The following is a 13,796-nucleotide window of genomic DNA, read 5'->3' as shown; positions in this document are numbered from 1 at the left end:
GAATAATGTCTACTTTAGAAGCAAAAAATAAATCAGCCAGCGTAGCTACCGCGACTGAATATAGCGATTTTAATTCGCTTTTGACCAAAGAATTCAAAGCGAAGTCTGAGCAAACCAAAGCTGCCGTTGAAGGTGCTGTTAAAACATTAGCAGAGCAGGCGTTGGCTAACTCAGTAACAGTTTCAGACGATGCTTATAAGAGCATTGCCTCGATTATTGCTGAAATTGATAGCAAGTTGTCCGAACAAATTAATCTGATTCTGCATCATCAGGAGTTCCAGTCTCTGGAAAGTGCATGGCGTGGTCTGCACTATTTAGTAAATAATACTGAGACTGATGAGAAGTTAAGATTGCGTTTCCTTGACATCTCTAAAGATGAATTGCGCCGTAACATGAAGCGTTATAAAGGTGTGGCTTGGGATCAGAGTCCATTATTCAAAAAAGTATACGAAGAAGAGTATGGCCAATTAGGGGGCGAACCCTATGGTTGCCTGGTTGCAGACTATTACTTTGATCACACAGCACCTGATGTTGATTTGCTGGCTTCAATTGGTAAGGTTGCCGCTTCTGCACACGTGCCATTTATTACTGGTGCTGCGCCTTCTGTACTGCAAATGGAATCTTGGCAGGAGTTATCTAATCCGCGCGATTTAACCAAAATATTCACTCAGAACCTTGAATATGCGGCATGGAACTCACTGCGTCAGTCTGAAGACTCTCGCTATATTGGTCTGGCTATGCCACGTTTCTTAGCACGTTTGCCATACGGCATTCGTACTAACCCGGTAGATGCCTTCCATTTTGAAGAGACGACTGATGGTGCTGATCACAGCAAATATGTGTGGTCAAACGCAGCTTATGCAATGGCTGTTAACATCAACCGTTCATTCAAAGAATACGGCTGGTGTACCCTGATTCGTGGTGTGGAAAGTGGTGGGGTGGTTGAAGGTCTACCTTGTCATACATTCCCAACCGATGATGGCGGAATTGACATAAAATGCCCAACAGAAATTGCTATTTCTGACCGTCGTGAAGCGGAACTGGCAAAAAATGGCTTTATTCCACTAGTTCACAGAAAAAATACTGATTACGCGGCTTTCATTGGTGCGCAATCACTGCAAAAACCAGCGGAATACTATGATGCTGATGCGACTGCGAACGCTAACTTGTCTGCGCGTCTGCCGTACCTGTTCGCCTGTTCACGTTTCGCCCATTATTTGAAATGTATCGTGCGCGATAAAATCGGTACTTTCAAAGAGCGTGATGAAATGCAGCGCTGGTTGAATGACTGGGTAATGAACTATGTTGATGGTGACCCGGCAAACTCCTCCATCGAAACTAAAGCACGTCGTCCTCTGGCCGCGGCTGAAGTTATTGTTGAAGATGTTGAAGGCAACCCAGGTTATTACCAGGCGAAATTCTTCCTACGCCCTCACTTCCAGTTGGAAGGTTTGACTGTGTCACTGCGTATGGTTGCTAAATTGCCTTCACTGAAAGATGTTGCGTAATTTAATGTATTAACCCTAATCTGGATGCTGTGAAATGATATTTTCAGTTTCCAGGCTATTGGTGCAAATATAATTATATTTATCGTATCAAAAGTGAAAATTAAATTTCGTGCAGTATATCGCACGAGGTCTTACGTCATCCAATTTATTGAGTGACGTAAAAGTGACCTTTATAGGTAAAGTATTGTAATAGTCAATAACAAACTATTTGTAATGCTTATTTTTCTAGGAAATGGAAGTGTTTTCGTAACTATTGCGTGGGCCTTCCTACACTTGATGTTCGACATTGAGTGATATTAACAAAAGTGCTTGAGAGGAATATTATGGCGCAAGATATGTTTATTAAAATTGATGGTATCGAAGGCGAATCTTTAGATGCTAATCATAAAAACGAAATTCAGGTGTTGGCTTGGAAATGGGATGTTTCTCAGCACTCTAATATGCACAGTGGTTCAGGCGGTGGTTCAGGTAAAGCAACTGTTTCCGATTTCTGCTTCACGCATTATATCGATAAAGCTAGCCCGAACTTATTAAGCTACTGCTTGCTTGGTAAACACATTAAGAATATCCAATTCGTACTGCGTAAAGCTGGTGGCGATCCATTGGAATACCTGACTATCAAATTTACTGATGTGATCATCACTCGTGTTGATATGGCTGGTTCTCTGGAAGATGAAACTCGTCCACGTGAAGAAGTTCGTTTCTCATTCACTAAGATGACTCAAGACTACGTTATGCAGAATGCTGAAGGCCATAAGTCTGGCGTTATTTCTGCTAACTATGATGTTAAAGCTAACCAGCAGAGCTAATTTATTGCTGCTTTAGTTTAGATATTAAACTTGCCACTTTAAACGGTGGCAAGTTCTCTCAGTACAGGCTTTATCCACAATAGATGTAAAAATGGGGCATGGTATGAGTTTGGACCAAATAATTAACCCTGCAGTGACTATATTATTGTGGATAAAGCTTAATGTTTTTATTTGATTAGGCTGAGTATGAAAGAGAGTATCCGTAGTTTTAGTCGGATTACACAATATTGTGTGGTGGCGTTAGCCACTTTATTGGTCATGGCATGTAGCTCGAAGCCTCAACCAGAAACGGTTGAGAAGCTGGTGGTTGAGCTGACGACGACAAAAGATATCAATCCTAATAATAAAGGTGTAGCCAATCCATTAAGGATCTCGGTTTATACCCTTAAAAGCATGGATGAATTTAAGTCGAGTGATTTCTTCACTATTACCGAAGAAAACACACCATCATTAAAGGAACAGATGGAGAAAGTATATGACGGAATCATGCTACCCAATGAGACTAAAAAAATAGAGCTGACGCCAAACAGTGAAGTCACTGCCATCGGCGTTGTTGCTGCTTACCGTGAAATTGAACAGGCAGATTGGAAAGCGGTTATTAACCCGTTACCCAAGAAACGCGTGCAACCCTGGTACAAAAAATTATGGTCAGGGGAAACAGAACACGATCCTATCGTGGAAGTGCGTGTTGAGCGCCTGTCAATATCAATTAAAAAAATGGATTAAGTCGTGAGAACTAACAAAGTCGTTTGGAGTGAGGGGCTTTTTCTTCGCCCGCAACTTTTTCAACAGCAAGAGCGTTACTTGGAATATTATGCCCATAAAAGAGCGGCAACTATTACTCCATTTTTTTGGGGATTCGCACAATATGAAATTGATCGCGAAGCGCTCTCCTATGGCAAATTAGTCTTGCGCTCTGGGAAGGGTGTATTACCCGATGGCACGCCTTTTGACATCCCTGGCCATGCTGAATTACCTGAGCCATTGACCATCACCGCTGACCATTTGGGCAAGCTTATCTATTTGGCAGTTCCACTGCGTTTAGATAACAGCGATGAAACTATTTTTGATGAACACGATATGAGTTCACTGGCACGTTTTTACGCCTATGAAGCTAACCTTAGCGATACCAACGCGATTCGCCAGGGGCCTAAGCCAGTGCAACTGTCGCGGTTACGTCTCAAACTCGTGTCTGAAAATGAAATGACCGAGTCTTGGATAGGTCTGCCATTAACCAAAGTTAGAGCTATTCAACCTGATGGCAGCGTGTTGCTACATCTGGAGGATTATATTCCTCCGGTTACGGGTTATGCGGCAAGTTCACTGTTGTCAGAGTGGCTGATGCATCTTAATGGCTTGGTCAAAATGCGCGCAGATATGTTGGCTAAACGCTTATCAAATAGTGATGGTAAAGCCAGCGCCAGCGCAGAAATTGTCGATTACTTACTGCTGCAAATATTTAATAAATATGAGCCGGTTCTCGACCATCTGCGCAATATTCCTGAGCTGCCTCCGATCATGTTATATCAGGAGCTAGCCAAGTTTTCCGGTGAGTTATCTACATTCATTCGCACCAAAACGCGCCGGTCACGCCCTGCTCCTGGATACGATCACGGTAAACTTTACTCGTCAATTCGCCCATTGGTGGATGATGTGCATGAGTTGCTTAATCAGGTCCTGGTACGTGCAGGACAGATGATCGCGCTGGAACCAAAAGGAAATGGCGTTTGGTCAGCCTCTGTGCTGCCTAATGAATTACGCTCATTCTCCAATCTGGTATTGGCCGTTCATGCGCAATTACCAATGGATGTATTACAGCACCAATTCTCAGTGCAAACAAAAATCAGCGCCCCTCAACAGTTACATGAATTGGTGCGCTCACACTTGCCTGGCTTGGAATTGCAGCGTTTGCCTGTACCACCACGGCAAATTCCGTATAGCGCAGGGTATGTCTATTTTGAATTAATAAAGAATGGGCCGTTTTGGGACAAAATCTCCAATGCAGGAGCTATTGCACTGCATGTTGCCGGTGATTTCCCTGCATTGAAAATGGAGCTCTGGGGGATTAGAGATTCATGAGTAACAGCAGTGAATTGAATGGGGGAAACCCTATGTCTCCCTTTGAAATAAGCAGAGATGCGGATACTAATCCACAGGCATTGGGCCACTTTTTGCTTGATGATCAAAATGCCTATACGGACAGTAACGACAGTACGGATAATATCCATCAAGGCACTGATTTCAATCGCAAAGCTGCCAGTTCTCATGGCTTCCAGCCGTATGATACTGCTCAGCTCAGAGGTGAGAGTGTACAGCAACGAGTAGCCAAGGCAGTAGCATCTTCTACGCCATTACTGGAAGCCGCGCAGCCACTGTTACGTGCGCTAAGTGAAATGCCAGAAACGATAGCGGATGTTTCTCAGGTTCAGATTTTAAAAGATGGGCTTAAAAACGAGCTCACCTTATTTAGTGTTGTCTGTGATGAAGCGGATATTTCATGGAAAAAAATGGCAATCGTCCGTTACTGTTTGTGTACCGCATTAGATGAAGCGGCTCACACCATGTCATGGGGCGTGATGTCTGGCTGGTCGCAAAGTAACTTATTGAACCACTTTGAAGGCGATAACGACGGCGGGAATAAATTCTTCCTGTTAGTGGGGCGTCTTTCAATGAGTCCACATGAATATGCCGACTGTTTAGAAATATTGTTGCGGATTTTAGGGCTAGGTTTTGAAGGTCGTTACAGCATTATTGAAGACGGCGACCGGCAGTTAACCAAAATCCGCCAGGGGTTATTAACGCTACTGCAAAGTACCCGAGATACGGTGCCATCAGCACTTTCTCCCCACGGCTTGGTATTACAGCAATTTCGAAAACGTCGCGGGATTTTTATTCCGGTTCGTGTGTCGATGCTGCTGTGTGGCTTCTTAATTGCTTCTACTTTTATTACCAGCAAATATTTTCTCTCGGTACCTGAAAGTGACTTATTGAAGAGAATGACAGCATTGCAGCGCCCGGTTATTACACAACAACCGCTTGCCGCCGCCGAGCAGAAATTACGCCTGGCGATTTTATTAAAAGATGAAATTGCCAAGCAATTAGTCAGTGTTGATGAAACAACCAGCCAAAGCAAAGTTATTTTCAAAGGCGATACGATGTTCCAGGTGGGTTCCGATAAGGTTCGGCCGGAAATTATGAGTGTCATCGAACGCGTTGCTCAAGAAGTGCATCGCGTACAAGGTGCTGTCCTGATTGTGGGGCATACCGACTCAATGCCAATTAATAAGCCTGGATTCCCTAATAACCAGGTGCTTTCTGAAAAGCGTGCTGCCAATGTCGCGCACTTTATGGAGAAAGCCGGTATCCCAACAAACAAAATTCGGTTTGAGGGGAAAGGGGATATACAGCCCGTTGGTAGTAATGATGATGCAGCAGGGCGCTCACAAAACCGCCGTGTAGAAATATTTGTTAATTATTGAGAACAGAATGTCTTATTTTAATCGATTGCTTTCTGGTTGGATCATGAAACGACTATTACTGGTTAGCTGCTTTATATTGCTAGCCGCAGTAATATGGTTTTTAGGGCCTTTCCTCGGATTTGGCGAGGTGCGACCTCTCGAAGGTTATGAACCCAGAATTATTTTCTTATTGGTGGCATTGGCCCTGTTATTGGGTTTCTGGTTTAACGTGCCCCGATTTATTATTTTTGCGGTAGCCGCTTGCGCCGCAGTTTGGGTTATTGCCCCATTTATATTGATTGGCGATAGCCACCCTTTAGATAATCCGTTACGCCGTGGCGCTATTATCGCCTTTATCGCGTTTATCACCATTCTTTATGGTGTGTGGCGCTTTATGCGGGCTTTAGCTATTAATCCAGCATTATTGGATAATTTTATTAATCCGAAGAAAAATCAACCTGAAGTTGGGCCTGATCTTTCTGAAATTAATGCGATGATCCGTAATGGCATAAATTATGTGCGCCGCATTCATAGCGGAATCCCAACCTGGAAACGTTTCTTTGTTTCTAGCCACTGGCGTTCCGAGCTGCCTTGGTTCATGGTGATGGGCACTAAGAGTGCCGGAAAAACCTCTTTGATCCTGTCTTCAGGACAAGATTTTCCATTACCAGAACAGCTAAACCGCGTTGGTAAAGATAATTTGCCTACGTCTCATTGCGAATGTTTATTCGCTAATGATGCTCTGTTTTTAGATACTGCTGGTAAATACATTGATGAGGGTAAAGAGAACCAGATTGAATGGAATGGTATCTTAAAGGCGCTTAAAAAGTATCGTCCAGTTAAAGCCGTTAATGGCGTGATCGTGGCTATTTCTGTCACTGATATTTTGGATAAAAGCAAAGCTGAGTTACTTAATTTATCGGCAACATTGCGGGCCCGTTTAGATGATGTCCGCGGTGCTCTGGGGGTTCGTTTTCCTGTATATGTCGTGATCACGAAACTGGACCAACTATCTGGTTTTGATGAGTATTTTCGCAATTTAACTGCTGAAGAACGTGAGCAAATCTGGGGTGTTACTTTTCCTTATAATGAGGGAAAAGGGCAAGCAGATATGGATCTTGGGCAGCGCATTAGCAGTGAGTTGACGCTACTTGAGAATCGTATCAGTAGCAACATGCATGTCCGCCAGCAGGAAGAATATTCTGTTATTGATCGTAAAGGTATGTATGCGCTGCCTCAGGATTTCAGAATGTTATCCCAGCGGGTTACTGAAGTTTTGCAAAATGTTTTCTTTGCATCGCGTTTTGATGAAACAAAATTCCATACCACATTACGTGGGATTTATTTCGTCAGCAGTTGTCAGCCCGCGAATATTGCACTGTTAAATAACAGTACTCTTATTCAGAAGTGGCGCAATGTTATAGGCCATAATAAACCAGCATCTCCGGCGTCTATTTCTCTGAAAAATGAAGACGAAGGTCAGTTAATTAGTGAAGCTGCTTATGGGAAGCAATATTTCCTTAAGAAACTGTTCCGTGACGTGATCACCAAAGATGGCGATTTAGTGAGTTATAACCTGACGGTACAGTCCAAATATCGTTTCCAAAACTTGTTAGGGCATGTTGCTTGTATTGGTGTTGCCGTGTGGTTGGTGTGGGCATTCTTAGTGAGTTTCCAGCATAACGATGGTTATTTACGGGCGGTAGGTACCAAACTTGAGCAATTAGATAGCTCTGTTAGCCGCTATGTTAAAACCACCAATGAGCAGATGTTACCTGCGTTGTTGAATGCTACCCAGCAATTACCTGAATACGGTACGTTGGATGTTGAAAACCCAGATCTTGAATGGCGCTATGGCTTATATACCGGTGGCGCAATATCTCGTGGGGCGAGCAGTTTGTATCAGTTCTTCTTACAAAAATATCTGTTCCCGATGATTGAGCAAGAATCTGAAATTGCGCTTAAAAATGCTATCAATGCAGCGGACAACGAAGCGGTATATAGCGCGTTGAAAACCTATTTAATGCTGACGGATGAAGAACATTTCGATCAACATTTTGTGGTTGATCAAGTGACGAATGCTTGGCAGAAAAATGGAAAAATCGAGCCGTATGAAGAGAAAGGTATTTTTGCTTCTCATTTAAATATGTTGTTTAGCCAGAAAGAATGGCGGCAATACGGTCAGCCTGCTGATAGTGAACTGATTAAGCGTGCAAGAGCAATGCTGGCGGAGAAAACGGTCACCGCCAGACTTTGGGGCCGTGTTCAATCTGAGTTGAACAGAGAAGCTCCGGCCAATCTGACATTGCGCAAAATGGTAGGTGAAAACGCAACACAGGTTTTCACCTTGTCAGATGATGAGCTACTGCATGAAGGGGTTCCTGGGTTGTATACCCATGCCGGTTATCATCAGGTGGTTAAAAAAAAGCTTACACCTCTGCTGATGCAGTTACAGCAAGAAGATCGCTGGGTGATGGGGCAACCCGCCTCATCTTTATTTGATCCCCTAGCGCTGCAGCAAGATGTACTGACTGCGTATTTGAAAGAATATACCCAGTACTGGAAACGCTTTCTCTCCAGTGTGCGCCTGATTTCTGTTGATGCTAACAGTGGAGAGCATGCCGAAGGATTGTCGATGGATATCGCCTTATTGAGAACACTTGTGGCTGAAAACTCGCCTTTGCTCAATTTGGCAAAGCAGGCAGTAAAAGAAACCACATTGGTGGAGAAGGAAAAAGACAAAACGCTGCTTGATGATGTAACGATAAGAAATCAAGGAAACCTCATTAACCAAGCTAAAAAGGTGCAGGAAAAAATCGCCTTTCGCGAAAATAAATTGGTTCAAGAATTTGTCGACAGCCGTTTCGATGCTTTACGGGCATTTGTGAATGGTGAGCCGAGTGATGGTGGCCGTGACAGCAATCTTTCGATTCTGCAAGGGACACAAATGAGCCGAGTTATCGGCGCATTAAACGATCAATATACCCGTTTGGTGGTACTCAATAGTGCGTTTGAATATGGCGATATTCCTCCGATGTCTAATGGCGGAGAGCGCATGGCGATTGAGTCGCAAACTTGGCCAGACCCGTTTAGCAATATTATTGCACCTTTATTAACCGGTTCTTCGCAGAAATTCGAAAATAAAGTGATTAGCCAAACCTCGAAAGCGATTGATACCGGGATAGGCGAAATCTGTCGCAATACTTTGCAAGGGCGTTATCCCTTTGCAGATAGTAAAAAAGTCGTCAGTTTGAATGAATTTGAGCGCTTCTTTGGTGCTAATGGCACTGTGGATAGTTATTTCAAGAAAAACCTAGAAAGCAAAGTTGATACCACGACGACACCTTGGCGATATAAAGGCAGCGCAAGTAGTGAAGGCCTTGAATTCTTTGAACAGGCAGCCCTTATCAAAGATGCATTATTTAATGGCAATGAAGGCAGAAAAGTGGCTTTAGACTTTTCCGTCTCTGTCCGTTATTTAGCACCTTCGATAACGCAGCTTATTATGAATTTCGATGGCAATGTTGTGCGTTATTCCCATGGCCCAATCACCCCCTCATTCTTTAAATGGCCGGGTATTCGTCAGGGAACGATGGTGAGTTTAACGGCTCAGCGTCAAGAAGCATCGGCGATGCCTGACATTATGTTGCGTGGGCCATGGGCAATACTGAAATGGGCCGATATGGCGCATGAAGTAGAGCAAGATGCTGATGGTACGCAGCGCCTGACATTTTTAATGGGCAAAGACCGCGTTGAACTAGAAGTTTCAGGTTTAACTTATGGCAATGAAAGTATTAGCGAACTGCTTAGAGGTTTCCAATGCCCAAGTGCAGTGAATGATAACACTAATGAAATTTGGTGATTTAACCGTAAGTTAAAGAATCTCGACTTTTGGGAGAACACAGGTATGAAAAGGTAATGGAATGGCCTGAATTGCCATGATAAATGGACAATTAAATTAAAAGTATCATTAGCATTTTGCAAAATTAACCAGATATTAGGTATTAGTATGTCAAGGACAATAAAGTTGAGCAGCCCGGCTATGCCCTATTTATTGGGTGAGCCTGCGCTGGTACTGTCAAAGTTAGAAGGAGAGGAAGCCTTCTCGACTTTGTATTCATATACCATCACGGCAAAGACACCGGCTAATCCATCTATTCCTTGGCAAACAGCCTCTAATGTTGATCTCAAGGCCTTAATTGGTAAAGAGATGACCATTGAAATGGAGTTGGATGGTAATGGCCTTGATTATGTCAAAGGTGTCGGTAAAGGTACGCGCGAAATTTCCGGTCTGGTTGAGAAAGCCAGATTCATTGGTCGTGACGCTAACCAGGCAATGTTTGAAATTGTCTTGAGGCCTTGGTTTTATCTGACCAACTTAACGTCTGATTTTAAAATTTTTCAGAACAAGAGTGTGGTCGATATAATTGACGAAGTATTGGCCGATTATAACTTTCCATTTGAAAAACGATTGGCGACGACATATCCGTTACTTGATTTTCAAGTGCAATACGGTGAAACCGATTTTAACTTTCTCCAGCGTTTGATGGAGGAGTGGGGTATTTATTGGTTCTTTGAGCATGATGACCATAAACAAAAATTAATTCTTGTGGATCATGTTGGCGCGCATAAACGTTATTTCAGCGAAGCCTATCATACGATTGAATATTTATCCGATGAACCAAAAGCGGGTGAAGAATATATTACTGAATTCCAGACTCAGGAAACGCTGACAACAGGGCGTTGGGTCTATAACGACTACGATTTTACTAAGTCGCGTGCTGATATCCTAACCATGGACAGCAAGCCACGTAAAACCAGTTTTAATGATCTTGAAATTTATCAATGGCCTGGTGATTACGATCAGCCAGATATTGGTGAACATCTGGCCCGTGTTCGTATTGAAGAGCGTGGTGCTCTGGGTTCGCGTGCGGTGGGTTCTGGTGAAGTTCGTGGCATTGTTTGCGGCGCTAACTTTGAACTGCAAGGTTTTCCGGTTGATAAAGCAAACCGCGAATACATGGTTATCTCCAGCCGTTTATCTGTTGTTGAAGTGGCGCAGTTATCGAGTGGGGATGAGTTCCATTATGAAACCACTTTTGTGGTTCAGCCGGTTACCAAAATCTATCGTCACCCACAGTTGACACCAAAACCAAAAACCAGCGGCCCACAAAACGCCATTGTGGTCGGCCCAGCTGGGGAAGAGGTTTGGACCGACGAATATGGCCGGGTAAAAGTTCGTTTTGTCTGGGACCGTTACGGTAAGAATACCGAATCAGACTCATGCTGGCTGCGTGTTAGCCAAGCATGGGCAGGAAATAGTTTTGGTGGGATTTATATTCCGCGTATTGGTCAGGAGGTTTTAGTCGACTGTATTAACGGCGACCCCGACCGTCCGTTGGTGAGTGGCAGTCTCTACAATAACGTTACGCGACCGCCTTGGGATTTACCTGCCAATGCGACACAAAGTGGTATGGTCAGCCGCACTATTGGCGGCGGATTAACCAACTATAACGGCGTGCGTTTTGAAGATAAACCCGGTCAGGAACAATACTGGGAGCAAGCTGAGCGCGACATGGCGCGTTTGACGAAAAATGATGAAAAACAGATTATTGGCGCGAATGCGGACTTAAATATCGGTGCTAACCGTAGTGTTATCGTGGGTGCCAATTCGACATCAACAGTCCTCGGTGCATCAGCGCAATCTATCGGGTTAGCTTCTGCCATACAAGTAGGATTGGCGCGCAGTGTCGTGGTCGGGGCTACCCATTCTCTGAATGTAGCTTTGGCCAATGCGACCAATGTGGGTGGCGCTAACCTGACTAACGTCGGGGGCTACAACGCACTTTCTGTGGGGGGCGCACATCAGGTGGCCGCTGGTGGAGCGGCAACATTGGTTGCCGGTGGCGCAGTGGCAATTGGTGCGGGTGGTGAGTTAGTGCTCAGCGCCGATACCATCAAAATTGTCGGCAAGAAGAAAGTTATCATTCAGGGAGGAGAGATTCATCTTAACTCTGATGATTGTTGTGGCGGTGGTGGTGGTGGTGCAGGTGGTGGTTTAGCCGCACTTTCAAGTTTGGCTGGGCTTTTGTTATTGGATGGTGGTATTGGGTTGCCGTTGCCATTACCGCCATTGCCGATACCACCGATTATTCCGCCGGTCGAAACGCCAGATCCACCAGTGACGCCAGATCCGACCGTGACGCCAGAGCCGACCGTGACGCCAGAGCCGACCGTGACACCAGAGCCGACCGTGACACCAGAGCCGACCGTGACACCAGAGCCGACCGTGACACCAGAGCCGACCGTGACGCCAGAGCCGACCGAGACGCCAGAGCCGACCGAGACGCCAGAGCCAACGGAAACGCCAGAGCCGACCGTGACGCCAGAGCCGACCGTGACGCCAGAGCCGACCGTGACGCCAGAGCCGACCGAGACGCCAGAGCCGACCGAGACGCCAGAGCCGACCGTGACGCCAGAGCCGACCGTGACGCCAGAGCCGACCGAGACGCCAGAGCCGACCGAGACGCCAGAGCCGACCGAGACGCCAGAGCCAACGGAAACGCCAGAGCCGACCGTGACGCCAGAGCCGACCGTGACGCCAGAGCCGACCGAGACGCCAGAGCCGACCGAGACGCCAGAGCCGACCGTGACGCCAGAGCCGACCGAGACGCCAGAGCCGACCGAGACGCCAGAGCCGACGGAAACGCCAGAGCCGACCGAGACGCCAGAGCCAACCGAGACGCCAGAGCCGACCGAAACGCCAGAGCCGACCGAGACGCCAGAGCCAGCCGAGACGCCAGAGCCGACCGAGACGCCAGAGCCGACCGAGACGCCAGGAGCCGACCGAGACGCCAGAGGGCCGACCGAGACGCCGGAGCCAACCGAGACGCCAGAGCCAACGGAAACGCCAGAGCCAGCGGAAACGCCAGAGCCGACCGAGACGCCAGAGCCGACCGAGACGCCGGAGCCGACCGAGACGCCAGAGCCGACCGAGACGCCAGAGCCGACCGAGACGCCAGAGCCGACTGAGACGCCAGGAGCCGACCGAGACGCCAGAGCCGACCGAGACGCCAGGAGCCAACGGAAACGCCAGACGCCAACCGAGACGCCAGAGCCGACCGAGACGCCAGAGCCGACCGAGACGCCAGAGCCGACCGAGACGCCAGAGCCGACTGAGACGCCAGAGCCGACCGAGACGCCAGAGCCAACCGAGACGCCAGAGCCAACCGAGACGCCAGAGCCGACCGAGACGCCAGAGCCGACCGAGACGCCAGAGCCGACCGAGACGCCAGAGCCGACCGAGACGCCAGAGCCGACCGAGACGCCAGAGCCGACCGAGACGCCGGAGCCGACCGAGACGCCAGAGCCAACGGAAACGCCAGAGCCAACGGAAACGCCAGAGCCGACTGAGACGCCAGAGCCGACCGAGACGCCAGAGCCAACGGAAACGCCAGAGCCAACGGAAACGCCAGAGCCGACTGAGACGCCGGAGCCGACCGAGGACGCCAGGAGCCAACGGAAACGCCAGAGCCAACGGAAACGCCAGGAGCCAACGGAAACGCCAGAGCCGACTGAGACGCCGGAGCCGACCGAGACGCCAGAGCCAACGGAAACGCCAGAGCCGACCGAGACGCCAGAGCCGACCGAGACGCCAGAGCCGACCGAGACGCCGGAGCCGACCGAGACGCCAGAGCCGACCGAGACGCCAGAGCCGACCGAGACGCCAGAGCCAACGGAAACGCCAGAGCCGACCGAGACGCCAGAGCCGACCGAGACGCCGGAGCCGACCGAGACGCCAGAGCCGACCGAGACGCCGGAGCCGACCGAGACGCCAGAGCCGACCGAGACGCCAGAGCCAACGGAAACGCCAGAGCCGACCGAGACGCCAATGCCAACGCCGACGGATGAACAGACTCCTCCGCCTTGATTCTAAGGAAAATAGGCCCAGCATATTCGGTGCGAAAATATGACGCACCGATATGCTGAGGGGTAACTAGTTGTTAAACGGTAATTTTGTT

6 protein-coding genes and 1 pseudogene are annotated in these 13,796 nt (G+C 47.4%); all 7 read left to right on the top strand.

Annotated elements, in window-relative coordinates; genetic code table 11:
* The first annotated feature begins 5 nt into the window (after window positions 1-5).
* Window positions 6-1,508, top strand: a complete 1,503-nt coding sequence (gene tssC, locus D5F51_RS16520) for a type VI secretion system contractile sheath large subunit (RefSeq protein WP_129197930.1) — start codon at window positions 6-8, stop codon at window positions 1,506-1,508.
* A 323-nt stretch (window positions 1,509-1,831) separates the two neighbouring features.
* Window positions 1,832-2,317, top strand: coding sequence for an Hcp family type VI secretion system effector (locus tag D5F51_RS16515; protein ID WP_042569160.1), 486 nt, complete (start codon window positions 1,832-1,834; stop codon window positions 2,315-2,317).
* 186 nt (window positions 2,318-2,503) lie between these two features.
* Window positions 2,504-3,043 carry a type VI secretion system lipoprotein TssJ gene (gene tssJ, locus D5F51_RS16510; RefSeq protein WP_162301769.1) on the top strand — a complete coding sequence of 180 codons (540 nt, stop codon included), beginning with the start codon at window positions 2,504-2,506 and terminating at the stop codon, window positions 3,041-3,043.
* 3 nt (window positions 3,044-3,046) lie between these two features.
* Window positions 3,047-4,396, top strand: a complete 1,350-nt coding sequence (gene tssK / locus D5F51_RS16505) for a type VI secretion system baseplate subunit TssK (protein WP_129197926.1) — start codon at window positions 3,047-3,049, stop codon at window positions 4,394-4,396.
* A complete protein-coding gene (gene tssL, locus D5F51_RS16500; protein WP_129197924.1) occupies window positions 4,393-5,796 on the top strand; it encodes a type VI secretion system protein TssL, long form in 1,404 nt (467 codons plus the stop codon). Before tssK ends, tssL begins: the two co-directional genes overlap by 4 nt.
* 7 nt (window positions 5,797-5,803) lie before the next feature.
* Window positions 5,804-9,637, top strand: coding sequence for a type VI secretion system membrane subunit TssM (gene tssM / locus D5F51_RS16495; protein WP_129197922.1), 3,834 nt, complete (start codon window positions 5,804-5,806; stop codon window positions 9,635-9,637).
* 180 nt (window positions 9,638-9,817) lie between these two features.
* A pseudogene (locus tag D5F51_RS22935) lies at window positions 9,818-12,307 on the top strand (type VI secretion system Vgr family protein); the annotation flags it as partial.
* Between the last annotated feature and the right edge of the window lie 1,489 nt (window positions 12,308-13,796).

The organism is Yersinia hibernica (assembly GCF_004124235.1).
Classification (GTDB): domain Bacteria; phylum Pseudomonadota; class Gammaproteobacteria; order Enterobacterales; family Enterobacteriaceae; genus Yersinia; species Yersinia hibernica.
The sequence above is the reverse complement of the archived record's forward strand: the minus strand, read 5'-3'. Positions and strand labels throughout refer to the sequence as shown.